The 26,801-nt window shown below is 70.4% G+C and carries 22 protein-coding genes, 1 pseudogene and 1 riboswitch; of the genes and pseudogenes, 13 read left to right on the forward strand and 10 right to left on the reverse strand.

Going from position 1 to position 26,801, the window contains the following annotated elements; genetic code table 11:
* Positions 1 to 51 precede the first annotated feature (51 nt).
* From ACFYXA_RS24955 to ACFYXA_RS24970, 4 genes are all read left to right on the forward strand, one after another.
* A complete protein-coding gene (locus ACFYXA_RS24955) occupies positions 52 to 1,836 on the forward strand; it encodes an SDR family oxidoreductase (RefSeq protein ID WP_389036484.1) in 1,785 nt (594 codons plus the stop codon).
* A 186-nt stretch (positions 1,837 to 2,022) separates the two neighbouring features.
* A complete protein-coding gene (locus ACFYXA_RS24960; RefSeq protein ID WP_389036487.1) occupies positions 2,023 to 2,571 on the forward strand; it encodes an RNA 2'-phosphotransferase in 549 nt (182 codons plus the stop codon).
* A gap of 75 nt (positions 2,572 to 2,646) precedes the next feature.
* Positions 2,647 to 3,549, forward strand: a complete 903-nt coding sequence (locus tag ACFYXA_RS24965; protein WP_351094274.1) for an LLM class flavin-dependent oxidoreductase — start codon at positions 2,647 to 2,649, stop codon at positions 3,547 to 3,549.
* A gap of 60 nt (positions 3,550 to 3,609) precedes the next feature.
* Positions 3,610 to 4,518, forward strand: coding sequence for an HAD hydrolase family protein (locus ACFYXA_RS24970; protein WP_389036492.1), 909 nt, complete (start codon positions 3,610 to 3,612; stop codon positions 4,516 to 4,518).
* Between the two features lie 125 nt (positions 4,519 to 4,643).
* Here ACFYXA_RS24970 and ACFYXA_RS24975 read toward each other — a convergent pair.
* From ACFYXA_RS24975 to hisC, 5 genes and pseudogenes are all read right to left on the reverse strand, one after another.
* Positions 4,644 to 4,826, reverse strand: a pseudogene (locus ACFYXA_RS24975) (hypothetical protein); the annotation flags it as partial.
* 703 nt (positions 4,827 to 5,529) lie between these two features.
* Complete coding sequence (gene cydD / locus ACFYXA_RS24980) at positions 5,530 to 9,033, reverse strand: thiol reductant ABC exporter subunit CydD (RefSeq protein WP_389036495.1); 3,504 nt, start codon at positions 9,031 to 9,033, stop codon at positions 5,530 to 5,532.
* A 59-nt stretch (positions 9,034 to 9,092) separates the two neighbouring features.
* A complete protein-coding gene (gene cydB / locus ACFYXA_RS24985; protein ID WP_352251157.1) occupies positions 9,093 to 10,097 on the reverse strand; it encodes a cytochrome d ubiquinol oxidase subunit II in 1,005 nt (334 codons plus the stop codon).
* A gap of 20 nt (positions 10,098 to 10,117) precedes the next feature.
* Positions 10,118 to 11,626, reverse strand: coding sequence for a cytochrome ubiquinol oxidase subunit I (locus ACFYXA_RS24990; protein WP_352251159.1), 1,509 nt, complete (start codon positions 11,624 to 11,626; stop codon positions 10,118 to 10,120).
* A gap of 254 nt (positions 11,627 to 11,880) precedes the next feature.
* A complete protein-coding gene (gene hisC, locus ACFYXA_RS24995; RefSeq protein WP_389036500.1) occupies positions 11,881 to 12,960 on the reverse strand; it encodes a histidinol-phosphate transaminase in 1,080 nt (359 codons plus the stop codon).
* Positions 12,961 to 13,397: 437 nt separating this feature from the next.
* Between hisC and ACFYXA_RS25000 the strand changes: the two genes are divergently transcribed.
* The 3 genes from ACFYXA_RS25000 to ACFYXA_RS25010 all read left to right on the forward strand — a co-directional run bounded on the left by ACFYXA_RS25000 (position 13,398) and on the right by ACFYXA_RS25010 (position 16,890).
* Positions 13,398 to 14,510 carry a LacI family DNA-binding transcriptional regulator gene (locus ACFYXA_RS25000; RefSeq protein WP_130439237.1) on the forward strand — a complete coding sequence of 371 codons (1,113 nt, stop codon included), beginning with the start codon at positions 13,398 to 13,400 and terminating at the stop codon, positions 14,508 to 14,510.
* A 231-nt stretch (positions 14,511 to 14,741) separates the two neighbouring features.
* Complete coding sequence (locus ACFYXA_RS25005; RefSeq protein ID WP_352251163.1) at positions 14,742 to 15,821, forward strand: metallophosphoesterase; 1,080 nt, start codon at positions 14,742 to 14,744, stop codon at positions 15,819 to 15,821.
* Between the two features lie 193 nt (positions 15,822 to 16,014).
* The gene (locus ACFYXA_RS25010) at positions 16,015 to 16,890 is read left to right on the forward strand and encodes a hypothetical protein (protein ID WP_389036505.1); all 876 of its coding nucleotides are present in this window, start codon (positions 16,015 to 16,017) and stop codon (positions 16,888 to 16,890) included.
* A gap of 57 nt (positions 16,891 to 16,947) precedes the next feature.
* Here the strand turns inward: ACFYXA_RS25010 and thiC are convergent, their stop codons facing one another.
* Positions 16,948 to 18,762, reverse strand: a complete 1,815-nt coding sequence (thiC, locus tag ACFYXA_RS25015) for a phosphomethylpyrimidine synthase ThiC (RefSeq protein WP_389036508.1) — start codon at positions 18,760 to 18,762, stop codon at positions 16,948 to 16,950.
* Positions 18,755 to 18,943: riboswitch (TPP riboswitch) on the reverse strand. It overlaps the preceding gene by 8 nt.
* 72 nt (positions 18,944 to 19,015) lie before the next feature.
* On the opposite strand from thiC, the gene ACFYXA_RS25020 reads away from it, so the two are divergent.
* Positions 19,016 to 20,584, forward strand: coding sequence for a YibE/F family protein (locus tag ACFYXA_RS25020; RefSeq protein ID WP_389036511.1), 1,569 nt, complete (start codon positions 19,016 to 19,018; stop codon positions 20,582 to 20,584).
* A 128-nt stretch (positions 20,585 to 20,712) separates the two neighbouring features.
* On the opposite strand, the gene ACFYXA_RS25025 is transcribed toward ACFYXA_RS25020, so the two are convergent.
* From ACFYXA_RS25025 to ACFYXA_RS25040, 4 genes are all read right to left on the reverse strand, one after another.
* The gene (locus tag ACFYXA_RS25025; RefSeq protein WP_130439227.1) at positions 20,713 to 21,159 is read right to left on the reverse strand and encodes an SsgA family sporulation/cell division regulator; all 447 of its coding nucleotides are present in this window, start codon (positions 21,157 to 21,159) and stop codon (positions 20,713 to 20,715) included.
* Between the two features lie 97 nt (positions 21,160 to 21,256).
* On the reverse strand, positions 21,257 to 22,114 hold the full coding sequence (locus tag ACFYXA_RS25030) for an IclR family transcriptional regulator (protein ID WP_389036515.1): 858 nt from the start codon (positions 22,112 to 22,114) through the stop codon (positions 21,257 to 21,259).
* Positions 22,115 to 22,310: 196 nt separating this feature from the next.
* A complete protein-coding gene (locus ACFYXA_RS25035) occupies positions 22,311 to 22,523 on the reverse strand; it encodes a DUF5326 family protein (RefSeq protein WP_130439223.1) in 213 nt (70 codons plus the stop codon).
* Positions 22,524 to 22,697: 174 nt separating this feature from the next.
* Entirely contained in the window at positions 22,698 to 23,015 is a 318-nt protein-coding gene (locus ACFYXA_RS25040; RefSeq protein WP_130439221.1) for a cupin domain-containing protein, read from the reverse strand.
* Between the two features lie 48 nt (positions 23,016 to 23,063).
* Between ACFYXA_RS25040 and ACFYXA_RS25045 the strand changes: the two genes are divergently transcribed.
* The 5 genes from ACFYXA_RS25045 (at position 23,064) to ACFYXA_RS25065 (ending at position 26,796) form a co-directional block, all read left to right on the forward strand.
* Positions 23,064 to 23,441 carry a phage holin family protein gene (locus tag ACFYXA_RS25045; protein ID WP_389036519.1) on the forward strand — a complete coding sequence of 126 codons (378 nt, stop codon included), beginning with the start codon at positions 23,064 to 23,066 and terminating at the stop codon, positions 23,439 to 23,441.
* A gap of 7 nt (positions 23,442 to 23,448) precedes the next feature.
* Entirely contained in the window at positions 23,449 to 23,940 is a 492-nt protein-coding gene (locus ACFYXA_RS25050; protein WP_389036523.1) for a low molecular weight protein-tyrosine-phosphatase, read from the forward strand.
* Positions 23,937 to 25,094, forward strand: a complete 1,158-nt coding sequence (locus ACFYXA_RS25055) for a cystathionine gamma-lyase (RefSeq protein WP_389036526.1) — start codon at positions 23,937 to 23,939, stop codon at positions 25,092 to 25,094. The genes ACFYXA_RS25050 and ACFYXA_RS25055 overlap by 4 nt, the downstream gene beginning before the upstream one ends.
* A 226-nt stretch (positions 25,095 to 25,320) precedes the next feature.
* A complete protein-coding gene (locus tag ACFYXA_RS25060; protein ID WP_389036529.1) occupies positions 25,321 to 26,226 on the forward strand; it encodes a LysR family transcriptional regulator in 906 nt (301 codons plus the stop codon).
* An 87-nt stretch (positions 26,227 to 26,313) separates the two neighbouring features.
* Positions 26,314 to 26,796 (forward strand): NUDIX domain-containing protein, encoded by a 483-nt coding sequence (locus ACFYXA_RS25065; protein ID WP_389036532.1) that lies wholly within the window; start codon positions 26,314 to 26,316, stop codon positions 26,794 to 26,796.
* Positions 26,797 to 26,801 lie beyond the last annotated feature (5 nt).

Genomic DNA, 26,801 nt, shown 5'->3' on the forward strand with positions numbered 1-26,801 from the left:
GATTCGGCGGCGTCACCTCACGGACACGCTGAGCGGCGAAGGGAAGCGACGATGCTCGAGGGTGCGCGCGAGCGCAGGGTGCGGACCGGCGGGGTCGAGCTGTGCGTGGCCGAGCTGGGAGATGCCGGGCGGCCGACGGTGGTCCTGGTGCACGGCTACCCGGACAGCAAGGAGGTGTGGTCCGAGGTCGCGGCCCGGCTGGCCGGCGCCTTGCGTTTCCATGTGGTGCTGTACGACGTCCGGGGGCACGGCCGGTCCACCGCACCCGAGCCGCTGCGGGGCGGGTTCACCCTGGAGAAACTGACGGACGACTTCCTGGCCGTGGCGGACGCCGTCAGCCCGGACCGTCCTGTGCACCTGGTGGGGCACGACTGGGGTTCGGTGCAGTCGTGGGAGTTCGTCACCGTCGCGCGCGCCAGGAACAGGATCGCCTCCTTCACGTCGATGTCCGGCCCGTCCCTGGACCACGTCGGCCACTGGTTCAACGAGCGTCTCTCCAGGCCGAGTCCGCGCCGGGTGGCCCAACTCCTCGGCCAGGGAGCCAGATCCTGGTACGTCTGTCTGCTGCACACGCCCGCGCTGCCCGAACTGGCCTGGCGAGGACCGCTCGGCAGGCGGTGGCCCGGCGTCCTGCGGCGGCTGGAGGGTATGCCGGGCGGTGACTACCCGACGTCCTCACTTCCTTCCGACGCCGCCAACGGCGCCTGGCTGTACCGGGACAACGTGCGGGCACGGCTGCGCCGGCCGCGCACCGACGCCCGGACGGATGTGCCCGTGCAGCTCATCACACCCTCGGGCGACGTGTATCTGTCGGAACGGCTGTACGACGAACTGGAGCGGTGGGCACCGCGGTTGACGCGACGGACGCTGCCGGCGAAGCACTGGCTGCCGCGGACGCGGCCCGACCAGGTGTCGACCTGGATCGCCGACTTCGTCACTTCTGTGGAGTCCGCTTCGGATGACGGGGCCGTCCCGGCCGCAGCGTCCCGGCGCGCGGCCACGTCTCCTTACGCCCAACGCTTCGGCGGGCAGCTTGTGTTGGTCACCGGAGCGGGCAGCGGCATCGGGCGTGCCACGGCGCTCGCGTTCGCCCGGGCCGGGGCGCGGGTGATCGCCGTGGACCGGGACGCGGAGAGCGCCGCCCGCACCGCGGAGGCGGCCTTGTCGGCCGGCGCGACGCAGGCGTGGGCGGAGACGGTGGACGTCTGCGACGAGCCGGCGATGGAGAAGCTCGCGGCGAGGCTCCATGCTGAACTGGGCGTGGTGGACGTGCTGGTGAACAACGCGGGCATCGGATTGTCGGGTTCCTTCTTCGACACGACGGCCGACGACTGGCGCAAGGTGCTGGACGTCAACCTGTGGGGAGTCATCCACGGCTGTCGTCTCTTCGGTCGGCAGATGGCGGAGCGCGGACAGGGCGGCCATATCGTCAACATCGCTTCCGCAGCGGCCTTTCAGCCGGTGAGGGGCCTGCCCGCCTACGGCACGTCCAAGGCGGCGGTCCTCATGCTCAGCGAGTGCCTGCGGGCCGAACTGGCCGGGCAGGACATCGGAGTCACGGCGATCTGCCCCGGCGTGGTGAACACCGGCATCACGACGACGGCCACGTTCGTCGGGGTCGGCCCGGAGGAGGAGAAGCGCCGCAGAAAGAGGGCCGCCCGGGCCTACGTTCTGCGCAACTACCCACCGGAGAAGGTGGCGCAGGCGATCTTGAGAGCGGTCGTCCGCAACGAGGCGGTGGTCGCGGTGACGCCGGAGGCCAAGGCAGCACGTGCGCTGTCCCGGTTCACCCCTGGGGTGTTGAGGGCTCTGGCACGCACCAAGCCTCCCCTGTAGGGAGCGTTGGCATACCTGAGCTCAAGTGATGAGCCCACACGTGTGCTTGCCCAACAAGTCGTTTTCGGCGTTTGGTTGTCCACAGAATCGCCAATCGCGCTGTGGATAAGCGCAGTTGGCTGTGGACCAAACATCCGGGCGCAAAACGAAATGCGTGATCCACGTCTCACGCGTCATGCTGGACGAATGGACGAAAGACGCACCGTGAAGGTGTCGAAGTACCTCTCGAAACACCTGCGGCACCAGCCCGGACGGATCGGCCTGACCCTCGACGAAGGGGGCTGGGTCGAGATCGAGACGCTGATCGAGGCGGCCGCGGCCCACGGGTTCCGATTCACCCGGGACGAGCTGGACCACGTCGTGGCCGCCAACGACAAGAAGCGCTTCGCGATCGAGGGCACCCGCATCCGCGCCAGTCAGGGACACAGCATCGAGGTCGACCTCGGCCTGCCCCCGGCAACCCCGCCGCCGTACCTGTACCACGGCACGGTCGCCCGCTCTCTGGACGCGATCCGCACCGAGGGGCTGCTGCCCATGAACCGGCACGACGTGCACCTCTCGGCCGACCGGGAGACGGCGACCCGGGTCGGCGCCCGCCGCGGCCGCCCGGTGGTCCTCTCCGTGGACGCGGGGGCCATGCACCGCGACGGCCACATCTTCCACGTCAGCGCGAACGGGGTGTGGCTGACGAGGGCAGTCCCGCCGCGGTATCTGCGGTTCCCCGAGCCCCGCTGACGCCGCACCCTGTGGTGAGACACACACAGGGCGACTGTTTCACGTGAAACAGGACGTCCGCATAGGCTCGCTGCCATGAGTCTGCGCCTGAGCACTGTGATCCTCCCGTACCGCCGCTGGCAGGACGGCAGCCGTTCGGCGTGGATGCGCGCCGAACAACTCGGCTTCCACACCGCGTACACCTACGACCACCTGTCCTGGCGCGCCTTCCGCGACGGTCCCTGGTTCGGCGCGATCCCGACGCTGACCGCCGCCGCGTCCGTCACGGACCGGATCCGCCTCGGCACGCTGGTCACCTCGCCGAACTTCCGGCACCCCGTGACCCTCGCCAAGGAACTGATCTCCTTGGACGACATCTCCGACGGCCGTGTCACCCTCGGCATCGGAGCGGGCGGCACCGGCTTCGACGCCACCGCCCTCGGCCAGGAACCCTGGACGCCGCGTGAGCGGGCCGACCGCTTCGCCGAGTTCGTGCCCCTTCTCGACCGGCTGCTCACCGAGGACTCCGTGTCCTTCGAGGGCGACTTCTACTCGGCGCACGAGGCCCGCAACATCCCCGGCTGCGTCCAGCGGCCCCGACTGCCGTTCGCCGTCGCCGCGACCGGGCCGCGCGGGCTGAAGCTGGCCGCCCGGCACGGGCAGGCCTGGGTGACCACCGGCGACCCCCGGCTGTTCGAGAACGGCACGTCCGAGCAGTCCGTCCAGGCCGTCCACGGCCAGATCGAGAAGCTGACGGACGCTTGTGTGGCTCTCGGGCGCGATGTGAACTCGCTCGACAAGATCCTGCTCACCGGCTTCACCCCCGACCGCGCCCGCCCGCTGGAGTCCCTGGACGCGTTCGTCGACTTCGCGGGGCGCTACAAGGAGCTCGGCTTCACGGAGCTTGTTCTGCACTGGCCCATCCCGGACTCCGACTTCGCCGCCGACCAGAAGGTCTTCGAGCAGATCGCCATGGAGGCCCCGGCGCAGCTGCGCTGACCCTCGACGGCCCCCGCGCCGGCCTCATCCGTGCGTACCCTCGCACGGCCGTGCAGGCATATGCGCGAGAATGGCGCGGTGACCTCAGCGACTCGACAGCCCGAGACCCCGGCCGCCGCCACCCCGCCACGGCTGATCGCCACCGACTTGGACGGCACTCTCCTGCGCGACGACAAGTCGGTCTCGCCACGGACGGTCGCGGCCCTCGCCGCCGCCGAGGAGGCCGGCATCGAGGTCTTCTTCGTCACCGGCCGCCCGGCCCGCTGGATGGACGTCGTCAGCGACCACGTCCACGGGCACGGCCTGGCGATCTGCGGCAACGGCGCAGCCGTGGTCGACCTGCACGGCGGCCCGGGCGCCCACCGGTTCGTGAAGGTGCGCGAGCTGGCCCGGGAGAACGCTCTGGACGCCGTACGGCTGCTGCGCGAGGCGGCGCCGGGGACCATGTACGCGGTCGAGCAGACGTACGGCTTCTACCAGGAGCCTGAGTACCCCAAGATGCACATGGAGGTTCCCGACGCCCTGGCTCCCGCCGAGCGGCTGCTCGCGCCGGACGCTCCGGGCGCCGAAGAGCCCGTGCTGAAGATCCTCGCGTTCCACCCCACGCTCGACCCGGACGCGTTCCTCACCGTGGCCCGGCTGGCCATCGGCGACCGCGCCAACGTCACCCGCTCCAGCCCCAGCGCCCTGTTGGAGATCAGCGGCCCCGACGTCTCCAAGGCCAGCACGCTCGCCCTGTGCTGCGCGGAACGCGGCATCTCCCACGAGGAGGTCGTCGCCTTCGGGGACATGCCCAACGACGTCGAGATGCTCACCTGGGCCGGCCGGTCGTACGCGATGGGCAACGCCCACCCGGACGTGGTCGCGGCGGCCTCCGGACAGACCGTCGCCAACAACGACGACGGCGTCGCCGTGATCATCGAGGAACTGCTCGCCGAGCGACTCCGCGCCGAGGGCCGCGACCGGTAGTCGCCTAGGGCCTGTCTGACACCGGCCAGGGCACGGGGTCCACCGCGGAGCCCCGCCGCCTCCGGGGTGACCCGTGCCTCGAACTGCAGATGCGGCCCTGTGGAGTTGCCGCCGGTGCCGGACTGGCCGATCAGCTGCCCGGGCTCACGCTCTCCCCCTGGTCCACGGTGACGGCCGTGAGATGGGCGTACTGGGTGTAGTAGCCGTCGTCGTGCTCCAGCACGATCTCGATGCCGAACGCGCCTCCGCAGGACACCCCCCACCACCCGTCCCGCGCCCACCGCCCGCACCGGCGTCCCGATGGGCACCGCGAAGTCCTGCCCGGTGTTCCGGTTCGCCCAGTGCTCGCCCGCGCTGCCGAAGCCCGCCGGCAGGGTGTACCCCCTCGACGGGTGTGACCCAGGCGCCGGAGTAGGACGCCGGTTCCTGGTCCAGCCGCACGGCGCCGCGGCACGAACCGGCGGCGACCGAGGCGTCGGCCTCCCCCTGCAACTGCCCGCGCGCCTGTTCCAGTTTCTGCCCGATGTCCGCCTCGAGGGAGGCGAGTTCGAGCTTGCGCTGCTCCATCGCCCGCCAGTCGGCGGCCGCCTTCGCCTCGTCGGCCGCGAGCCGCGCCTCCGCCGGCCGGCTCTCCCCGACGGCCTTGACGACGTCCAGGCTCATCTGCGCAAAGGTGTGCTGTCTGCGAGACGCCGTGTCGGGGTCGCCGGCCTGGAGGACGTGCGCCGCGGCCGACAGTTCGGCGCCGGTGCGGTACTGGGCGCGCGCGATCCGGCCGCGTTCCTCCCGCAGCGCGGCGACCTCCTGACGCCGGCCGGTGATCAGCGCCTCCAGCCGCTCCACCTCCGCCCGCCGGGCCTCCGCCTCCACCCGCCCGGCCTCGTACATCTGGCCGGCCACGGCCGCGTCCTCCGCGGGCACACTCAGCAGAACCGTGACGATCAGCAGGCGGCAGCGAGATGAGCGCATGTCAGCGATCGAAACCGCCCAGCCGCGTCGTGAGCGAGCCCGCTAGCGCACGCCCACCGGCGTCTGCGCCGCCGTCTCCCGCTCGATCATCGTGCGCAGCGGCCCCACCTCGGCGGCCAGCTCCGCGTACGCGCCTCGCTGCACCACGCGCCCCTCGTCCAGGACGATCACCTCGTCCACGGCGTCCAGTCCGGCCAGCCGGTGCGTGATGAGCAGCGTCGTCCGCCCCTCGGTGGCGGCCAGCAGGTCCGCGGTGAGGGCGTCCGCGGTGGCCAGGTCGAGGTGTTCCGCGGGCTCGTCGAGCACCAGCACGGGGAAGTCGGCGAGGAGAGCGCGGGCGAGCGCGAGCCGCTGCCGCTGCCCGCCGGAGAGCTTGGCCCCGTGCTCGCCGACGAGGGTGTCGAGGCCGTCGGGCAGGCTGTCGGTCCACTCCAGCAGCCGGGCCCGCCCCAGCGCGTCCCGCAGCCGGTCCTCGGTCGCGTCCTTCCTCGCCAGCAACAGGTTCTCGCGGACCGAGCTGTCGAAGAGATGCGCGTCCTGCGCGCACAGCCCGACGAGCCGCCGTACGTCGTCGCCGTCCAGGGCGCAGGCGTCGACGCCGCCGAGCGTGTATACGCCCTTGTCCGCGTCGAGGAACCGCAGCAGCACCTGGGCGAGCGTCGTCTTGCCGGAACCGGAGGCGCCCACGACGGCGATCCGGCGTCCTTGGTCCAGGGTCAGGTCGACCCCGGCGAGGGCGTCCCGGTCCTGCCCGGCGTGCCGGGCGTGCAGCCCCTGGACGACGAGCGGGAACGGCGACGCGGGCGCCTGCCTGGGCCGCTCCGGTTCCCGCACGGGTTCGGGGGAGTCCAGCACCTCGAAGACCCGCTCCGCGCTCCTGAGCGCCCGCTGGCGGTACTGGACGGCGGTCGGCAGCCCGAGGACGGCCTCGAAGGCGGCCAGCGGGGTGAGGACGACGACGGCCATGGCCACGCCGCTCAGCCGCCCCGCGCCCACGGCCTGCGCACCGACGAGCGCGGAGGCGGCGACGGTCAGTCCCGACACCAGCGCGGTCAGTCCGGCCCCGAGGGCCGTGGCGGTGGCGGCGCGTGAGGCGATCCGCGTGAGCACCGAGTCCGCCGCGCGCACCTCGGCCGTCCGGGCCGGCAGGGCGCCGGCGACGGCCAGTTCGGCGGTGCCGGTGAGGAGGTCGGCCGCTCGGGTGGAGAGCTCGCCGCGGGCCGGGGCGAGCCGGCGCTCGGCTCGCCGCGCCACGGCCGCGGTGACCAGCGGGACGGCCACCCCGGCAGCGAGCAGACCCGCCGCGAGGACGGCGCCGGCCTCGGGCAGCAGCCACGCCGTGAAGGCGACGGACCCGGCCGAGACGACGGCGGCCGCGCCGGCGGGCAGGAGCCAGCGCAGCCAGTAGTCCTGCAGCGCGTCCACATCGGCGACGAGCCGGGACAGCAGGTCCCCCCGGCGCGTGGCATGCAGCCCCGCGGGCGCCAGCCGCTCCAGCCGCCGGTACACCGCGACCCGGGTGTCGGCGAGCATCCGGAGCACGGCGTCGTGCGAGACGAGCCGCTCCGCGTACCGGAACACCGCCCGCCCGATGCCGAAGGCCCGCGTCGCCGTGACCGCGACCATCAGGTACAGCACCGGCGGCTGCTGTGAGGCCCGCGAGATGAGCCACCCGGAGGTGGCCATGAGTCCGACCGCGCTGCCGAGAGCGAGACTGCCGAGCAGCAGCGCGAGGGCCAGCCGGCCGCGACGTGCGCCCGCCATGGCCCGGACCCGGGTGAGGACCGCGCCCCCGCCCGAGGGGAGCCGGTCGTCGGGCTCGGCCGCCCCGGTGGGCCGCATCTCCGCGTCGCGGCCTTCGGGCAGGTCGTCCACCCGGCGGACCGCCGCGGTCCGTACCGGCCCCGTGGCCGGCTCCACGGCGTCCAGGCGCACCACCCGGTCCGCCACCGCCAAGAGCGCCGGCCGGTGCACGACGAGCAGCACCGTCCGCCCGGCCGCCAGCCGCCGCACGGCCGTCACGATCTCCGCCTCGGTCTGCCCGTCGAGCGCGGCCGTCGGCTCGTCGAGCAGCAGGACGGGCCGGTCGGCGAGGAACGCCCGGGCCAGCGCGAGCCGCTGGCGCTGTCCGGCGGAGAGTCCGGAGCCCGCCTCGCCGAGCACCGTCCGCTCCCCCTCGGGCAGCGCGTCCACGAACTCCAAGGCCCCCGCGTCGGCCAGCGCCCGGCGCACGGCCGCGTCGTCGGCGTCGGGGCGCGCCAGCCGTACGTTCTCGGCGATCGTCCCGGCGTGCAGGTGCGGGTGCTGCGGCACCCAGGCGATCCGGGACCGCCACTGCTCCAGGTCGATGTCCGCGAGGTCGGTTCCCCCGACCCGGATCCGCCCTTCCGTGGGCCGGACGAAGCCCAGCAGCGCGTGCAGCAGGGTCGACTTGCCCGTGCCGCTCGCGCCGACGAGGGCGACCGTCTCGCCGGGACCGGCGGTGAAGGACACCCCGGACACCGCAGCGACGGACCGTCCGGGATAGCGGACCGTCACGGCGTCGAAGGCGATGGCACCCGCCGGCGCCGCGCTCGTGCCCGACGCCGGGAGCGGGGTCTCCAACACCTCGAAGATCTCATCGGCGGCCGCGAGTCCCTCGGCGGCAGCGTGGTACTGCGCTCCCACCTGCCGCAACGGCAGATAGGCCTCCGGCGCGAGCACCAGGATGACCAGGCCGATGTAAAGGTCCATCTCGCCGTGGACGAGCCGCATGCCGATGGTCACGGCGACCAGGGCCACCGACAGCGTCGACAGCAACTCCAGGGCGAACGACGAGATGAAGGCGATCCGCAGCGTCCGCAGAGTGGCTCGCCGGTACTCGCCGGTGATGCGCCGGATCGACTCGGCCTGGGCCTTGGCCCGACCGAACACCTTCAGCGTGGGAAGTCCCGCGACGACGTCCAGGAAGTGCCCGGACAGCCGGGACAGAAGCCGCCACTGACGGTCCATCCGCGCCTGTGTCGCCCAGCCGATCAGCACCATGAACACCGGGATCAGCGGCAGCGTGCCCACGATGATCGCGGCGGACACCCAGTCTTCGGTGACGATCCGCGCCAGTACCGCCACCGGCACGACGATCGCGAGGCCCAACTGCGGCAGGTAGCGCGAGAAGTAGTCGTCGAGGGCGTCCACCCCTCGCGTGGCGAGGGCGACGAGCGAGCCGGTGCGCTGCCCGCTGAGCCAGCCGGGGCCGAGCAGGGTCGCCCGCTCCAACAGACGGTCCCGCAGCTCCGACTTCACGGCGGCGCTCGCGCGGTGCGCCGAGAGTTCGGTGAGCCAGGCAACCAGTGCCCGGCCGACCGCCACGGCTGCCAACGACACCAGAGGAGTACGGAGTTCGGTGATCGACGATCCGTGCTGGAACACGCCGACCACCACCTCGGCGATGAGCATCGCCTGAGCGATGACCAGCACCGCTCCGACGACGCCCAGTGCGACGACCGCCACAAGGAAGAGGCGGGTGGCGCGGGCGTAGCGGAGCAGGCGCGGGTCGATCGGTTTCACGTGAAACACACCCTCTTCTCAAGGGGCGTGTTCCACGTGAAACACGCCCCGACTCGGACTCAGTGCACCGACTCGGCGATGTGCTGCGTACCGATCCGCTTGCGGAACACCCAGTACGTCCACCCCTGGTAGAGCATCACGATCGGTGTGGCGATGACCGCGCACCAGGTCATGATCTTCAGCGTGTACGGGCTGGACGAGGCGTTGGTCACCGTGAGGCTCCATTCCTCGTTGAGGGTGGACGGCATGACGTTCGGGAAGAGCGTCAGGAACAGCATGGCCACGGCAGCCACGATGGTGACTCCGGACAGTGCGAACGACCACCCTTCGCGCCCTGCCTGGTTCGCCACGAGCGCCGCGACCAGAGCGGTCACCGCCACGCCCATCGCCACCAGGCTCTTGGCGTCACCGCTGTCGATCTGCGTCCACAGCAGGAAGAGCAGCGCGAGGACGGCGGTCGCCAGACCGACCTTGGAGGCCAGCTTGCGGGCCCGTTCCCGGATCTCGCCGACGGTCTTGAGCGCCGTGAAGACCGCTCCGTGGAAGGTGAACAGGGTCAGGGTCACCAGACCGCCGAGCAGCGCGTACGGGTTGAGCAGTTCCCACAGGCTGCCGACGTACTCGAAGTTCCGGTCGAGCTTCACGCCGTGGACGATGTTGCCGAAGGCCACACCCCACAGGAACGCGGGCAGCAGCGAGGTCCAGAAGATCGCGTTCTCCCAGTTGCGCTGCCAGTTCTCCTCGGGCCGCTTGGCCCGGTACTCGAAGGCGACGCCCCGGACGATCAGACAGACCAGGATGAGCAGCAGCGGCAGATAGAACCCGGAGAAGAGCGTGGCGTACCACTCCGGGAAGGCGGCGAAGGTCGCGCCGCCCGCTGAGAGCAGCCACACCTCGTTGCCGTCCCAGACCGGCCCGATGGTGTTGATGAGCACCCGCTTCTCGGGCCGGTTGCGGGCGAGCAGCTTGGTGAGGACGCCGACCCCGAAGTCGAAGCCCTCCAGGAAGAAGTAGCCGATCCACAGGACGGCGATCAGGACGAACCAGACGTCGTGCAGTTCCATGACTGTGCAGCTCCCTCGGCCTAGTACGAGAAGGCCATCGGCTTGTCGGCGTCAGGGGAGTCGCCGCCGATCTTCGTGGGCGGATTGAGGTCGGCCTCGGTGAGCTCGGGCGGACCGGCCTTCACGTACTTCACCAGCAACTTGACCTCGACCACGGCGAGGATCGCGTACAGAGCGGTGAAGACGATCATCGAGGTGAGGACCTCGCCCTGGGACACACCGGGGGAGACCGCGTCCCGGGTGCGCAGGACGCCGTAGACGACCCACGGCTGGCGGCCCATCTCGGTGAAGATCCAGCCCCACGAGTTGGCGATCAGAGGGAAGCCCAGGGTCCAGATCGCCGCGAGCCAGTACAGCTTGGTGAGCTTGGGGCTGAGCGCCTCGTTCCGGAAGAGCACCACGTGCGGCACCTCGTCGTCGCCGACCCGCAGGTGCTGCGGCAGCATGAACTTCTTGCGGGTCAGCCACAGCCCGGCCGCGCCGATGGCGAAGGACGTCATGCCGAAACCGATCATCCAGCGGAAGCCCCAGTAGGCGACCGGGATGTTGGGCCGGTAGTCGCCGGGGCCGAACTTCTCCTGCTCGGCCTTGTTGACGTCGTTGATGCCCGGCACGTACGAGCTGAAGTCGTCGTTGGCGAGGAAGGACAGCAGACCGGGGATCTCGACGGCGACCTTGTTGTGGCCCTTGTCGACGTCGCCGTAGGCGAAGACGGAGAACGGCGCGGGCGCCTCGCCGTCCCACAGGGCCTCGGCCGCGGCCATCTTCATCGGCTGCTGCTCGAACATGATCTTGCCGAGCACATCGCCGCTGACCGCGGTGAGCAGGCCGCCGACGGCCACGGTGACCAGGCCGAGCCGCAGCGAGGTCTTCATCTCCCGGATGTGCTTCTTGCGCAGCAGATGGAAGGCGGAGATGCCCACCATGAACGCGCCGCCGGTGAGGAAGGCCGCCGAGAGGGTGTGGAAGGCCTGGGCGAGCGCGGTGTTCTGGGTCAGCACGAGCCAGAAGTCGGTGAGCTCGGCCCGGCCCTTCGCCCCGTTGATCCGGTAGCCGACCGGGTGCTGCATCCAGGAGTTGGCCGCGAGGATGAAGTAGGCCGACAGGACGGTGCCGATCGAGACCATCCAGATGCAGGCCAGGTGAATCTTCTTGGGCAGCTTGTCCCAGCCGAAGATCCACAGGCCGATGAAGGTCGACTCGAAGAAGAAGGCGATGAGCGCCTCGAAGGCGAGCGGGGCGCCGAAGACGTCGCCGACGAACCGCGAGTAGTCGGACCAGTTCATGCCGAACTGGAACTCCTGCACGATGCCGGTGACGACACCCATCGCGATGTTGATCAGGAAGAGCTTGCCCCAGAACTTCGTCGCCTTGAGGTACTTCTCCTTCTCCGTGCGCACCCAGGCGGTCTGCAGGCCGGCTGTGAGCGCGGCCAGCGAGATCGTCAGGGGTACGAACAGAAAGTGGTAGACGGTCGTGATGCCGAACTGCCAGCGCGCCAGGGTCTCCGGCGCCAACGCCAGGTCCACGTCACCGCTCCTAACTCCACGCTTGTGAAAGCGTTCACATTCACAAGCAATTATGACGCATACCCGTTCGACACCCGTACGGCGGGGTCCCCAAACGCCGCTTCAGGCCTCTGACCAGCCACAACGGACTATCTAGGCGCGCGAGGACGCTTGCCCACACCCAGGGGGCGCTCCTCCGCGGCATGCGAAGGGGCGCCTCGGTTCCACGTGAAACCAAGGCGCCCCGACGGTGGCCGACCCGCTCGCGGCCGTGCCTACATCTCCTTGCGGATGCCCTCCGCGACCTTGAGGAAGATGTCGTTCGCCTCGGTCTCCCCGATCGTCACCCGCACGCCCTCGCCCGGGAACGGCCGGATCACGACGCCGGCCTGCTCGCACGCCGCTGCGAAGTCGACGGTGCGATCACCCAGCCGCAGCCACACGAAGTTCGCCTGCGTCTCCGGCACCGTCCAGCCCTGCGCACGCAGCCCCTCCACCACCCGGATGCGCTCGCACACCAGCGAGCCGACCCTCCCGAACAGCTCGTCCTCAGCCCGCAGCGACGCGATCGCGGCTTCCTGGGCGAGCTGGCTCACTCCGAACGGCACCGCCGTCTTGCGCAGCGCCGCCGCCACCGGCTCATGGGCGATCGCGAAGCCCACCCGCAGACCGGCGAGCCCGTACGCCTTGGAGAACGTCCGCAGGACGCACACGTTCGGCCGCTCGCGGTACAGCTCGCAGCCGTCCGGCACCTCGGGGTCGCGGATGAACTCGCGGTAGGCCTCGTCCAGGACGACCAGCACGTCAGCCGGCACCCGGTCGAGGAACCGTTCCAGCTCGGCCCGCTTCACGACGGTTCCGGTGGGGTTGTTGGGGTTGCAGACGAAGATCAGCCGGGTCCGCTCGGTGATCGCGTCCGCCATGGCGTCCAGGTCGTGCACATCGCCCTGCGTGAGCGGCACCTGCACCGGGGTCGCGCCACTGATCCGCGTGATGATCGGGTACGCCTCGAAGGAACGCCAGGCGTAGATGACCTCGTCGCCGGGGCCTGCGGTCGACTGCACCAGCTGCTGGGCGACGCCCACCGATCCGGTGCCGGTGGCGACGTGCGAGGCGGGCACGCCGAAACGCTCGGCGATCTCGTTCACCAGCCCCGTGCAGGCCATGTCCGGGTAGCGGTTGAAGGACGCGACGGCGGCCGAGACGCTCTCCAGCACACCGGGCAGCGGCGGGTAGGGGTTCTCGTTGGAGGACAGCTTGTAGGCCACGGGACCGCCGGGCGCGGCCGGCTTGCCCGGCTTGTAGGTGGGGATACCCTCCAGCTCGGCGCGCAGCTTGGGGCTCGTCTCGCTCACCGCAGTCCTCCTCGTGACCACCACCGGCTTCAATACTGCTCACCTTATGAGGATTGAGCCGCTTGCGAACAGGTGCAGGAGCCCTGGTGCCCGACCCGCGTCCGCCGGCCGGCGAGCGCGATCCCTGGTCGGCAGCCCCTCGGCAGTCGCATCTACGTACGAAGGTGTACGAATCGGGGGCGCGCTTCACATATATCTACGCGCCGGTGGTTCGCGCCGTGGCGCGCATCCCTCGTGCAGGTGAGTTGAGACCTCTTCGAGACATCGGTGCCTCAACAGGCGCATCCGCGCGCGCACCACACGTCCCGGTGCACGGACTCTCAACTACCTTCATTTCAAAGGCCATTGACCCCTGGCGACCCTGCAGAAACGTGCCTGTCAACGCGCGCATATGCGTCCGCCCTACCCCACCCGATGAGCCCTACTATCGGCTGGCCATGACAGCAGCAGGGAAGCACCAGGTGAGCCGCGCGGAAACCTCACGCCGAGGCAGCCGGCCGGGCCGGGCGGGCATCAGGGACGTGGCCGCCGCCGCCGGAGTCTCCATCACGACCGTCTCCGACGCCCTCAACGGCAAGGGCAGGCTCCCCGACGCCACCCGACGCCATGTCCGTGAAGTCGCCGACCGGCTGGGCTACCGCCCCTCGGCCGCGGCCCGAACCCTCCGCACCGGCAGGTCCGGCCTCATCGGCCTGACCGTGACCACGTACGGGGATGAACCTTTCACCTTCACCGAGTTCGCGTACTTCGCCGAGATGGCGCGCGCCGCCACCTCGGCCGCCCTCGCCCGCGGCTACGCGCTCGTCATCCTGCCCGCGACCTCGCGCCACGACGTGTGGTCGAACGTGGCCCTGGACGGCACGGTCGTCATCGACCCCTCCGACCAGGACCCCGTGGTCAGCGAACTCGTCAAACAGGGCTTACCCGTCGTCTCCGACGGCCGCCCGGCCGGCACGCTCCCGGTCACCGCCTGGGTGGACAACGACCACGAGGCCGCCGTCCTGGACCTCCTCGACCATCTCGCCGACGCCGGCGCCCGCCGCATCGGCCTGCTCACGGGCACCTCCACCGACACGTACACCCACCTGTCGACCAGCGCGTACCTGCGCTGGTGCGAACGCGTCGGCCAGGACCCGGTCTACGAGGCCTACCCCGCCCACGACCCGTGCGCGGGCGCCGTCGCCGCCGACCGGCTGCTGGCCCGCCCCGACCGCCCGGACGCCGTCTACGGCCTCTTCGACCCCAACGGCACCGACCTGCTGGCTGCCGCCCGCCGCTACGGGCTGCGCGTCCCCGAGGACCTGCTCCTGGTGTGCTGCAGCGAGTCCACCGTCTACGCCGGCACCGATCCGCCGATCACCACGCTCTCCCTGAAACCGCGCCGCATCGGGACGGCGGTCGTCCAGCTCCTCATCGACGCGATCGAGGGCGTGGAATCCGACCACCCGGTCGAACAGGTGATACCGACCGAACTGATCGTGCGCACCTCGTCCCAGCGCCGCCCACCGCGGACGACGGTGAGTCCGCCCCGGGCGCCCGAGAAGACTTAGGGCGTGTGCGACGAGGGTGTGGTCACGGTGTCCGCGGGGTGAGCGCGCGGCCGCCGATCCCACCTCAACCGGGGCGAAAGCCGCAGGGAAACGGAACCTCTCTCTGATTCACCACCCCTGGGTCATCACACGACAGGATCCGCATTCCTATGATGGGCGCACGGCACCGCGGGCCGTTACGACCAGACAGTCCGAAGCGGTGCAGATGCGGCGCGATGGTGGAGGGGTCTGATGACTCAGGGGGCCGGTCAGGGACCCGAGGTGGAGCGTACGGCGACGTTGCGCGACTTCCGGGTGCCCGCTTACGTGCACGAGACCGGCCCGTACGCCGAGAGCGCGCATCCCGGAAACGCCGCGCCGCCGCTCGATGACCCGGCGGAGCACCCCGACGGCTACACGCCCACCCAGCGCGACCTGCCGGTCATCAACCGGGGCGACACCGTCCAGGTGACCGTCGACCCCGCCGCCGCCCAGGCGCCGCCGCAGGCCACCCGCCAGGGCCCGCTGTTCGTCGTCGGCGACGTGCACGGCTACCTCGACGAGCTGCTGGCCGCGCTCGAGGACAAGGGGCTGATCGACGCGACCGGCCAGTGGTGCGCGGGCACCGCCCGGCTGTGGTTCCTCGGCGACTTCACCGACCGCGGGCCGGACGGCATCGGCGTCATCGACCTCGTCATGCGGCTGTCCGCGGAGGCGGCCGCGGCCGGCGGCTACTGCAAGGCCCTCATGGGCAACCACGAGCTGCTGCTGCTCGGCGCCAAGCGGTTCGGCGACACCCCCGTCAACTCCGGCGCGGGCACCGCCACCTTCCAGGCCGCCTGGCTGCTGAACGGCGGCCAGAAGGCGGACATGGACCGTCTCCAGGACCATCACCTGCAGTGGATGGCCCGCCTCGACGCCGTCGAGGAAGTCGACGGCCACCTGCTCGTGCACTCGGACACCACCGCCTACCTGGACTACGGCGACTCGATCGAAGCGGTCAACGACACCATCCGCGAGACGATCACCCGCAACGACGCGGACGAGGTGTGGGACCTGTTCCGCAAGTTCACCAAGCGCTTCGCCTTCCGCGACGAGGGCGGAGCAGACGCCGCCCGCTCCCTGCTCGACACCTACGGCGGCCACCGCGTCGTTCACGGCCACAGCCCCATCCCGTACCTGCTGGGTGAGGTCGGCTCCGAGGAGGGCGACGACCCGGCGCCCGCGGTCGAGGGACCGCACGTCTACGCCGACGGACTCGCCATCGCCATGGACGGCGGAGTGACGATGGCCGGAAAGCTGCTGGTCCAGCAACTGCCGCTCGCCGTCTGACCGTTCACGGGACCCGGCGCACCCCGCGCCGGGCCCGCCGGCGGCGCCGCAGGCCAGGGGGCAATTTCCGCGAACCCCCTGTTACCCCGGGCCGTCGCCGCTCTACCATCGGTTCATCCGTAGCAGGCTCCCCTCCGTTTCTGCCCGACGGCTCGTTGGCATGCGAGCCCCAAGCCCTACGGAGCATCGGGGGATGCACATGAACAGCGTTCCGCAGCACCTGCACAGCGAGGACCGCCAGGAGTACGAGCGGATCCTCGACGAGGCGCTGCGCGCCGCACCACACCACCCGGAACTGACCGCCGTCGGCCAACGGCTCAACGCCGAACAGCTGCGCACCATGGCGCTCAACGCCACCGCCCTCATCACGGCAGCCGCGGCGACCGAGTACCAGCACTATGTGAAGGTCCGCGAGGAACTGCGCCACCCCTCCTCGTCCACCCCCTCCGCCTCCGGCCAGGACGCCGGCGAGCCGGGCATGGGCGGGCTGGGGCTCGCCACCGTGGGCGAGGCGGCCCAGGTGGCCGAGGCCGCCGGGGCGGGCGCCGTCGCCATCGCGGCCGTCCTCACCCCCGTCCTCGCCGGAACCGCCGCGGTGATCTTCCTGCTCGTCGGCTACGTGCTCAGGATGCTCGATCCCGGGGCGACGGCCGCCGAGGCCATGGTCAACGTCGGGTGGGCGTTCGGCGCGGTCGCCGCGGCCGCGATTCTCGTCGCCACCGTCGGGCTCCTGCTCACCGCCCTGCGCAACCGGCCCTCCCTGGAGGCCGGCCGGTACGGCGAACGCAGCGAGGAGGTGGACCGCGCGAAGGAGGCCTGGCGGGAAGCCCTGCTGGCACGGGGCATCGTGCCGTTCCTGCGCGAGGCTCTCGCCGATCCCGCCGCGGCCGACGCCGAACATCCCGCACCGACCCCGCCGGCCCTCGGCGGCCGCCTGCCGAAGATCGGTTACGACCGCCCGGGCTTCACCAGTCCCGACGACGGCCCTGCGGCCGGCCCGCGCCCGAGCTACTCGAGCCCGGACTACACCAGCCCGGACTTCGGAGGCCCGGAGCACCAGCCGGAATAGGCCTCCGGCTTGCGCCCCGACGGGAGCGCAAGCCGGCCTATGTCGGCCTGTGCTGCCTCAGTCCGCCATGGGGAGGTACACCCGGTTGCCGCTCGCCGCGAACTCCTTCGACTTCTGCAGCATCCCCTCCGTTATCTCCTCCGGTGTCGCTCCCTCCGCCGACCCACCGCCGAACCGCTCGGTGATGCTCTGGCTGATCTTCATCGAGCAGAACTTCGGCCCGCACATCGAGCAGAAGTGAGCCGTCTTGGCCGGCTCCGCCGGCAGCGTCTCGTCGTGGAACTCACGGGCCGTGTCCGGGTCGAGGGCCAGGTTGAACTGGTCCTCCCAGCGGAACTCGAAACGGGCGTCGGACAGGGCGTCGTCCCACTCCTGGGCTCCGGGGTGCCCCTTGGCGAGGTCGGCCGCATGGGCGGCGATCTTGTAGGTGATGACGCCGGTCTTGACGTCGTCCCGGTTGGGCAGGCCCAGGTGCTCCTTGGGCGTGACGTAGCAGAGCATGGCCGTGCCCCACCAGGCGATCATCGCGGCGCCGATGCCGGACGTGATGTGGTCGTACGCCGGGGCGACGTCCGTCGTCAGCGGGCCGAGCGTATAGAACGGAGCTTCATCACAGATCTCCTGCTGAAGGTCGATGTTCTCCTTGATCTTGTGCATCGGGACGTGGCCCGGGCCCTCGATCATCGTCTGTACATGGAAACGCTTCGCGATCCGGTTGAGTTCCCCGAGCGTCCTCAACTCCGCGAACTGCGCGGCGTCGTTGGCGTCCGCGATCGAGCCGGGACGCAGACCGTCGCCCAGCGAGTACGTGACGTCGTAGGCCGCGAGGATCTCGCAGAGCTCCTCGAAGTTCTCGTACAGAAACGATTCCTTGTGGTGGGCCAGACACCACGCGGCCATGATCGAACCGCCGCGGGAGACGATCCCGGTCTTGCGGTTCGCCGTCAGGGGGACATACGGGAGACGGACGCCCGCGTGGACGGTCATGTAGTCCACCCCCTGCTCGGCCTGCTCGATGACCGTGTCCTTGTAGATCTCCCAGGTCAGTTCCTCGGCCTTGCCGTCGACCTTCTCCAGCGCCTGGTAGAGCGGCACCGTGCCGATGGGTACGGGGGAGTTGCGCAGCACCCACTCGCGGGTGGTGTGGATGTTCCGGCCGGTGGACAGGTCCATGACGGTGTCGGCGCCCCACCGGGTCGCCCAGGTCATCTTCTCGACCTCCTCCTCGATGGAGGACGTCACCGCCGAGTTGCCGATGTTGGCGTTGACCTTCACCAGGAACCTCTTGCCGATGATCATCGGCTCGATTTCCGGGTGGTTGACGTTGGCGGGCAGCACCGCGCGACCCGCTGCGATCTCCTCGCGGACGACCTCCGGTGCCACGTTCTCCCGGATGGCCACGTACTCCATCTCTGGCGTGATCTCTCCCCGCCGGGCATAGGCGAGTTGGGTGGCCGCCTCGCCGGCCCGGGCTCGACGCGGCAGCCGCGGCCGCCCCGGGAAGACCGCGTCGAGGTTGCGCAGACCACCGCGCGGCGAGGTGTGCTTGACCCCGTCGTCCTCGGGGCGGACGGGGCGGCCCGCGTACTCCTCGGTGTCGCCCCGGGCGATGATCCAGTTCTCCCGCAGCGGAGGCAGTCCCCGGCGGACATCGGTGTCGACGTGCGGATCGGTGTACGGACCGGAGGTGTCGTACAGCGTGACCGAATCGCCGTTGGTGAGGTGCACTTGGCGGACCGGTACCCGCAGGTCGGGGCGGCTGCCCTCGACGTACGCCTTGTGCCAGCCGATGGACTTTCCGGCCTCCCCGTCGACGGAGACCTCGGTGGAGATCTGCGTGGAGGCAGGCGTGCGTGCGTCCTTGTTGGTCATGAGACCTACTCCCTACGCCGGCATTACCCGGTAACAGGTTCAGCGGTCGACGCAGCGATTGCCGTCTGCCGACGTTTCGTGTGAGTCATCACTCGTGTTGGTGACGTTCCACGTGAAACATCGCGAAGACGGAGGTCAGCGCCCTCTCAGCCCGGTGCTCCGAGCTCCCGCGTGTACAAAAGGTGCCTCCACGCTAGCGGCATGTGTGGCGCGGTGAACAGTGGGCCCCAGCGGTTCTTGCGATGATCGGTCGGTGACCACGACTCACCAGCCTCCGTATCCGCCACCGGAACAGCCTCGCCGTCCGGGCGGCGGCGGGCCGGGACCGGACGACGACCGCGGACGGGACCGTCACCGTCAAGACGACCACCGGCGGGACCATCACGGACCCGGCGGCCACGGACCCGGCGGCCACGGGCCAGGTGATCACGGCGCGGGCAGTCACGGTGCGGGAGGCCACGGGCCGGGCGGTGGACATGGGCATTCGCACAGTCACAGCCACGGGCCGGCTGCCCCCGTCTCCCGGCATCTGCGCAAGGTCATCGCCGCCGTCCTGATCCCGTTCGCGGTGGCCGTGCTCGCCGGGCTCGTCGTGCTGTGGCCCGGCGGCGCCCCACCGCACGAGCGCACCGGGGTGGGCTTCGACCGGCAGACCCACCAGGCGACGGTCACCAAGATCGAGAGCCTGAGCTGTTCCTCGGTGAACGCCTCGGGCGTGCCCCCGACCGGAGACACCTCCACGGCCGAGGGCTCCTCCGCCGAACAGCAGGCGAAGGGAACCTGCAAACGGGCCACGATCCGGGTGGACACCGGCAAGGACAAGGGCCGTACGTTCACGGAGATCGTCCAGCCGGACCAGACACGGCAGCTGGAACAGGGGCAGAAGGTCGTGGTCGCCTACGAGCCCTCCGCGCCGAAGGACCTGCAGTACTCGGTCACCGACATCAACCGCAAGCTGCCGATGGGACTGCTCGCCGGGATCTTCGCGGTCGCCGTGGTGATCGTCGGGCGGCTGCGGGGCGTCATGGCGCTGGTCGCGCTGGCCATCAGTTTCCTGGTGCTCAACTTCTTCGTCCTACCCGCCATCCTGCAGGGGTCGAACCCCCTGGCCGTCGCGGTCGTCGGGTCGAGCGCCATCATGCTGATCGCGCTCTACCTGTGCCACGGTCTGTCGGCCCGCACCTCCGTGGCCGTCCTCGGCACGCTCATCTCCCTGCTGCTGATCGGCGTGCTCGGGTCCTGGTTCGTCGACTGGGCCGCTCTGACGGGCAACACGGACGACAACACCGGGCTGATCCACGGCCTGTATCCCTCGATCGACATGAGCGGTCTGTTGCTCGCCGGCATCATCATCGGTTCGCTCGGCGTCCTGGACGACGTGACGGTCACGCAGACCTCCGCGGTCTGGGAACTGCACGAGGCCAACCCGTCGATGGGCTGGCGCGCGCTGTACCGGGCCGGCATCCGCATCGGCCGTGACCACATCGCGTCCGTGGTCAACACCCTCGTACTCGCCTACGCCGGTGCCGCGCTGCCGCTGCTGCTGCTCTTCTCGATCGCGCAGAGCAGCGTCGGCACGGTCGCCAACAGTGAGCTGGTCGCCGAGGAGATCGTGCGCACGCTGGTGGGCTCGATCGGCCTGGTCGCCTCGGTCCCGGTGACGACCGCGCTCGCGGCCCTCGTTGTCTCGGCCGACCGGCCCGGACCGGCTTCTGTGGGCAAGGCGGTCCCGGACGCGAGGTCTTCAGGGCCGGCCACCGCGACCGCGGGAACGTCGCCTGCGGCTGCTCGCAGCGGCAAGGGCCGGCGCCGCAAGCGCTGACCGGGGCCGGTCGCCCGGCACGTCATCCGCGCGCCTTCGGCATCCGAGCCCCGTACCGCCCTGAGTGAACGTTCCTGCAGAGCCCCTCCCCGCGCTGAAGCGTCCGTCGCCCTCCCCGGCGCGACGCTTCAGCCGGCGCTCTGTTCCTCCGCCAGGATCCGGTCCAGAGCCTCGTCGAGATGGGCGTCGAAGTCGGCGAGCGCACCCTCCTGGCCCAGCGGGACGAGCTTGTCGGTGCGGTCGAGGAAGGCCACGAGCGGAGCCGTGGAAGAACGGAACACCGCTTGGTCGCCGCCCACCTGAAGCCGGATCAGAACCTCGGCGAGCGATCCGGGGTCGAGGGGCGAGACCCGCACATCGCCCTCGCCGCACGGTCTGCCCACCCCGTCGATCAGCAGCTCCCGCCCGAACGCCCAGGTCACCGGCGCATCACCGGGCAGGTGAAAGGTGAGGCGCACGGCGTAGGGATCGCAGGTCTCGTAGCCCAGCTCGACCGGGATACGGAACGAGAGCTCCTCGGAGACGAGGAAGCTCATCATGACCTCTGCCTGTACTGCCTGCACGGACTCGCGCATCGCCTTACCCCGTCATTGCCGTAGATGGCTGGGAATCAACCCCTGACACTGGTGGCATCTTGCTGAAAGTGCACGACAGATCACAAGGAGTGAGTTTTCAGATACTGATAGAGAGCGCGAGCGACCCGAGCATGCGTCCGACCTCGCGCTGCAGTTGCTGCGCGGCCGAGAGCAGCCGGTCCGACTGATGGGCCGGCAGTGAGATCGCCATCGTCGCCGCCGAGGTGCCCACGGTGATCGGGATCGCCGCGCAGACCGTGCCCAGCGCGTACTCCTGGCGCTCGACGACCGCCTCCATCCGCCGCACCCGGGCCAGCCGACGCATCAGCGTGTGGTCGTCACGGACGGTGTACGGGGTGATCGACTGCACGGGATAGCGGGTCAGATGGTCGCGGCGGGAGTCCTCGTCCAACTGGGACAGCAGACACTGGCCGATGGCGTGCGCGTGCCCGGTCTCGCGGAAGTCGGCCCACTCCTCGACCGCCGGGTTGCCCGGGGTGTCGGAGACGCACATGACCTCGATCTCGCCCTCCCGGTAGACGGCGTAGTAGACCGGCACACCGATCGAATCGCGCCAGTGGGCGAGGGTGTCGACCACCGTGCTGCGACGTTTCTGCGCCGCCCCGCTGGCGCCCAGCCGCACAGCCGCCTCCCCCAGGAAGAACAGCCCCTTGTCGCGGCGCAGATACCCCTCGTGGACGAGGGTCCGCAGCAGGTGGTAGGCGGTGGGAAGCGCGAGGCCGGTCTCGCGAGCCAGTTGTTTGGCCGGTGCGCCGCACTCGTGCTCGGCGACGGATTCCAGCAGCCGCATCGCGCGCTGGACGGAGCTGATGAGGGTCGCGGAATGCGGCTGTTCGGGAACGCCCCTGGCCGGCGGGCGCTGGAGCGGGGGCGCGGAACACGGCCGGGCGGGGGGTCCGTACGGTTCCGCTGATGCGGTGTCAACCGTGGCCAAGGGTTACTCCCGAAGCGCGAGGGGGCGGTCCGTGTGGGGGAACACGGGAGGGGGATACGCCGCTCGCGGGGGTCGTCCCCGCGTCGGGTTCCGGACTTTAACCGTCCGCCACCGCTCACAGTCAGGCTGTCGGGGAAACTTCCCCCGGCCGAGGTAACAGGCGATTCCTGTTACCGACGCCGGCCGTCCGCGCCGCTCACCAGTCGCCGCGCGAGGAGGAACTCGACGTGAACTTCCGCACCACGTAGACCAGTCCGGCGACCAGCGCCACGAACACCAGCAGCTTGAAGAGCAGTCCGATGACGAAGCCGACCACGCTCGCTATCAGGCCGCCGAACACGACCAGCGCGATGACCGGCACGGCCACCCACTTCACCCACCACGGCAGTCCCGCGAAGATCTCTCGCATCGCCCTCGTCCTCGTCTCGTCGGATGTCCGAGCCCCGACGGGCCGGATCTTCGATGTCCTGCCGTCGATGCTAGGGCGCGAGGGATGCCGACGGAGGCCTCGCGTCCCTTGTCCTCCCCTGATCGTCCCCCTAGGGAACCCTGAGACGCCGCATCCCCTGCGGGGTGGAGAGGGTCATCCCTCCGGCGGCGAGAACACGACCAGAACGCGCAGGTCCTCGCTGATGTGGTGGAACTTGTGGGCGACCCCGGCGGGCACGTACACCACACTGCCCCGTGCCACCTGGGTGGTCTCCAACCCGACCGTGAGGGAGGCCCGTCCGCTCACGACGAAGTACACCTCGTCCTGATTGTGGGGGTTTTGCGGATCATTCGCTCCCGCATCGAGCGCGTACAGCCCGACCGACATGTTCCGCTCCCGCAGAAACTGCAGGTAGGCACCGTCGTTGGCGGCTCTCTCCGCCTCCAGTTCGTCCAGCCGGAATGCCTTCATCGCCCTCGCCCACGCTCGTCGCCGATCTCGTCTGCCACGATCAGACACATGAAGAATTTCGTAGTCAAGACGATCGCCAACGCGGGCGCCCTGGCGGTCGCCGTCTGGCTGCTCGACAAGATCACTCTGACCGGCGACAGCACCGGCAATAAGGTCGGCACCCTGATCGCGGTGGCGCTGCTTTTCGGCCTCGTCAACTTCATGGTGAAGCCGTTGGTGAAGGTGCTGACCTTCCCGCTGTTCGTCCTCACGCTCGGCCTGATAACCCTCGTGGTCAACGCGTTGATGCTGCTGCTGACCTCGTGGCTGGCCGGCAAACTCGACCTCAGTTTCCACGTCGACGGTTTCTGGGCGGCCGTGCTCGGCGGCCTCGTCATCTCCGTCGTCTCCTGGGCGCTCAACGTCGTCCTGCCCGACAAGGACTGACCACGCGATGACATACCGCGTCTGCTTCGTGTGCACCGGCAACATCTGCCGCTCCCCGATGGCCGAGTCCGTCTTCCGCGCACACGTCACGGAGGCCGGACTCGACGGACTCGTCGAGATCGACAGCGCCGGAACGGGCGACTGGCACGTGGGCGAGGACGCCGACCCGCGCACCGTCGCGGTCCTCGAGAAGAGCGGTTACGCCACCGCGCACACGGCCCGCGTCTTCGACCGGTCCTGGTTCGCCCGGCGCGACCTGGTGATCGCCCTGGACTCCAGCCACCTCAGGGCCCTGCGCCTCCTCGCGCCCACCCCGGAGGACGCCCAGAAGGTCCGTCTGCTGCGTTCGTACGCTCCCTCGGCGGGCGACGACCTCGACGTCCCCGACCCCTACTACGGGGGGCCGGACGGCTTCGACGACTGCCTTGAGATGGTGGAGGAGGCGAGCGTCGGTCTGCTCGCCTCGGTACGCGAGGCTGTGGAAGGACGGGCGACATGAGCGGTTCCGCTGCGACCGGGGGCTTCTCCGGGGGCGCCGGCGAGGGCACACGCGCGGTGCGGGCCGGCCTGCCCGACCCGGTGAAGTACGAGCCGACCCTGCCCGGCCCCGTGTTCGCCGCGCACTTCCACCTGCCGGGCGAGCCGACCGGCCCCTACACCTACGGTCGGGACGAGAACCCGACCTGGACGCACCTGGAGCGCGCCATCGGTGAGCTCGAGGCGCCGGGACAGGACGACGTCGAGACCCTCGCGTTCGCCTCGGGCATGGCCGCCGTCTCGGCGGTGCTCTTCTCCCAGCTGCGCACCGGCGACACCGTCGTGCTGCCGAACGACGGATACCAGGCGCTGCCCCTGGTCCGTGCCCAGCTGGAGGCCTACGGGATCGTGGTGCGGACCGCTCCCACCGGCGGAGACGCCCAGCTCGACGTCCTCGACGGCGCGAAGCTGCTGTGGATCGAGTCGCCGTCGAACCCCGGGCTCGACGTGTGCGACATCCGTCGGCTCGTCGAGGCGGCACACACGCGTGGCGCTCTGGTGGCGGTGGACAACACCCTGGCGACGCCGCTGGGACAGCGTCCCCTGGAGCTGGGCGCCGACTTCTCGGTGGCCAGCGGCACCAAGCAGCTCACCGGGCACGGCGACGTCCTCCTCGGATACGTCACCGGGCGCGCCGGTGAGCCGATGTCGGCGGTGCGCCGCTGGCGCAAGATCGTCGGCGCGATTCCCGGTCCGATGGAGGCCTGGCTCGCCCACCGGTCGATCGCCACTCTGCAGATGCGCGTCGACCGGCAGACCGCCGGTGCCCTGGCCGTGGCCGAGGCGCTGCGGAGCAGAAGCGAGGTGAGCGGGCTGCGGTATCCGGGGCTGCCGGGCGACCCGTCCCACGAGATCGCCTCGCGGCAGATGCGGCGCTTTGGATGCGTGGTGTCCTTCACGTTGCCCACGCGCGCGCGTGCGGAGCGCTTTCTCGACGCGCTGCGGCTCGTGGACGACGCGACCAGCTTCGGCGGGGTGCGTTCCACGGCAGAGCGGCGGGGTCGCTGGGGCGGGGACGCGGTGCCGGAGGGCTTCATCCGGCTGTCGGTCGGCGCCGAGGATCCCGAGGACCTCGTGGCGGATGTGCTGCGTGCGCTGGACGAGTCGGGCCGATGACGGATGTGCGGACCTCGTCCGGTGGAGCGCCGGGCGCACCGGACGGTCCGAACCTCCCCCCTCGTGGCTCGGACCGTCCGCGGCTCCACGCGCGAAGAACCGCCTGATCCAGGCTAGTTGACTCTGTGTCAGTGTCCAATCACGGTAGCGACAGGGGCCTATCGACTTATTTATAGTTGGCCCCTGCCTCGGGCCGGGGAAAGGCAGGGAAGGGAGAACACGCTCCATGGATCTGGCCTTGCTGCGCACCTTCGTGACCGTGCACCGGGCCGGTTCGTTCACCCGTGCCGCCGCCCTGCTGGGGCTGTCCCAGCCGGCTGTCACCTCCCAGATCCGCACGTTGGAACGGCAGCTCGGGCGACCGCTGTTCCTGCGCCAGGCCCGCGGAGTCACCCCGACGTCGATCGGCGACGAGCTCGCACACAAGGCCGCCCCGCACCTCGACGCCCTGGTGGAGATCACCGAGACCGGGCTCGACGACGAATCCGCGGCACGGACGCTGCACCTCGCCGGCCCTCCGGAGTTCACCGCCGCACGGGCTCTCCCGGCCCTCACCGAACTGGCCGGCGAGGAGGGGCATTCCCTTTCCTTACGCGCCTCCTTCGGGACCGCCGAGGAGGTGCTGGAGGGGCTGGCCGCCGGGCACCACGACATGGCGATCAGTACGGTGCGACCGCGCGGCACCCTGCTCACGGCGACCCCGCTGTGCGACGAGGAGCACGTTCTGGTCGCCGCTCCGGACCGGGCCGAGCTGATCAGTGCCCGGCAACAGCAGCGCAAGGGCGCCGCCGCGCTGGAGCACCTACCGGTGATCGAAGTGCACGAGTCGCTCCCCCTCGTCTCCCGCTACTGGGCCTCCGTCTTCGACGCCCGCCCCACGGCTTCGGGCACTGTGATCGTCCCCGACCTGCGCGCGGTGCTGGCGTGCGCCCTGGCGGGTGCGGGGCTGGCGGTTCTGCCGCGCTATCTCTGCGCGGCAGACCTGGCCCGCGGTGATCTGGTGGAACTGCACGAGCCCACGGTGCCGCCGCTGCGGACATACGTCCTGGTGGTGCGCAGTGGCACCCTGGCGATGCCGCACATAGCGCGGGCACACGACTGGCTGCTGAGCGCGGCCGCCGAGTGGTGCTGAGCGTGTTCCGGCAGGCGTCACGGTGAGGGTTCGACCGGTGACGATGCGGGATGTTTCACGTGGAACCAGCCGGGCCACATTTCTCCCATGACCGTCCGACCCGTGGTCAAGCGCACCGCACGCGCCGTTCTGCTGGACGGTGACGACCTGATCCTGATCAAGCGCACCAAGCCCGGCATGGATCCCTACTGGCTCACGCCCGGAGGCGGCGTCGAGCTGGAGGACGCCACCGTCGTCGAGGCCCTGCACCGGGAGGTGTACGAGGAGCTCGGCGCCAAGATCACCGATGTGGTGCCCTGCTTCGTCGACACCGTCGAGCACATCGGCGAGGACGGCGGCGCGACCGGCGTGAAGGTGCAGCACTTCTTCGTCTGCCGGCTCGGCTCCATGGACCCGGCCCTGCGGCACGGTCCCGAGGTCGACGAGCCCGTCGGCGAGTACGAGATCGTCCGTGTGCCGTTCACCCGGGTCGGGATCGCCTCCGTCCACCTCGTCCCGCTGTCCCTGCGGCACTACCTCGACGGCAACATCGAGGGCGTCCGTGCCATGCACGCCCCGGACCTGGGGTGATGTCC

Origin of the sequence: Streptomyces sp. NPDC002566 (assembly GCF_042889585.1) — a bacterium.
Taxonomy (GTDB): Bacteria; Actinomycetota; Actinomycetes; order Streptomycetales; family Streptomycetaceae; genus Streptomyces.

What these genes read in the sequence shown, in the direction of transcription:
- cydB (WP_352251157.1), bottom strand. Translation starts at nt 10,097, where the DNA reads ATGGAACTGCACGACGTCTGGTTCGTCCTGATCGCCGTCCTGTGGATC.
- ACFYXA_RS25025 (WP_130439227.1), bottom strand. Translation starts at nt 21,159, where the DNA reads ATGCGCGAGTCCGTGCAGGCAGTACAGGCAGAGGTCATGATGAGCTTC.
- ACFYXA_RS25035 (WP_130439223.1), bottom strand. Translation starts at nt 22,523, where the DNA reads ATGCGAGAGATCTTCGCGGGACTGCCGTGGTGGGTGAAGTGGGTGGCC.
- ACFYXA_RS24970 (WP_389036492.1), top strand. Translation starts at nt 3,610, where the DNA reads ATGCGCGAGAATGGCGCGGTGACCTCAGCGACTCGACAGCCCGAGACC.
- ACFYXA_RS24965 (WP_351094274.1), top strand. Translation starts at nt 2,647, where the DNA reads ATGAGTCTGCGCCTGAGCACTGTGATCCTCCCGTACCGCCGCTGGCAG.
- ACFYXA_RS24955 (WP_389036484.1), top strand. Translation starts at nt 52, where the DNA reads ATGCTCGAGGGTGCGCGCGAGCGCAGGGTGCGGACCGGCGGGGTCGAG.
- ACFYXA_RS25005 (WP_352251163.1), top strand. Translation starts at nt 14,742, where the DNA reads ATGACTCAGGGGGCCGGTCAGGGACCCGAGGTGGAGCGTACGGCGACG.
- ACFYXA_RS25045 (WP_389036519.1), top strand. Translation starts at nt 23,064, where the DNA reads ATGAAGAATTTCGTAGTCAAGACGATCGCCAACGCGGGCGCCCTGGCG.
- ACFYXA_RS25010 (WP_389036505.1), top strand. Translation starts at nt 16,015, where the DNA reads ATGCACATGAACAGCGTTCCGCAGCACCTGCACAGCGAGGACCGCCAG.
- ACFYXA_RS25000 (WP_130439237.1), top strand. Translation starts at nt 13,398, where the DNA reads ATGACAGCAGCAGGGAAGCACCAGGTGAGCCGCGCGGAAACCTCACGC.
- ACFYXA_RS24960 (WP_389036487.1), top strand. Translation starts at nt 2,023, where the DNA reads ATGGACGAAAGACGCACCGTGAAGGTGTCGAAGTACCTCTCGAAACAC.
- ACFYXA_RS25040 (WP_130439221.1), bottom strand. Translation starts at nt 23,015, where the DNA reads ATGAAGGCATTCCGGCTGGACGAACTGGAGGCGGAGAGAGCCGCCAAC.
- ACFYXA_RS25055 (WP_389036526.1), top strand. Translation starts at nt 23,937, where the DNA reads ATGAGCGGTTCCGCTGCGACCGGGGGCTTCTCCGGGGGCGCCGGCGAG.
- thiC (WP_389036508.1), bottom strand. Translation starts at nt 18,762, where the DNA reads ATGACCAACAAGGACGCACGCACGCCTGCCTCCACGCAGATCTCCACC.
- ACFYXA_RS25050 (WP_389036523.1), top strand. Translation starts at nt 23,449, where the DNA reads ATGACATACCGCGTCTGCTTCGTGTGCACCGGCAACATCTGCCGCTCC.
- ACFYXA_RS25060 (WP_389036529.1), top strand. Translation starts at nt 25,321, where the DNA reads ATGGATCTGGCCTTGCTGCGCACCTTCGTGACCGTGCACCGGGCCGGT.
- ACFYXA_RS25065 (WP_389036532.1), top strand. Translation starts at nt 26,314, where the DNA reads ATGACCGTCCGACCCGTGGTCAAGCGCACCGCACGCGCCGTTCTGCTG.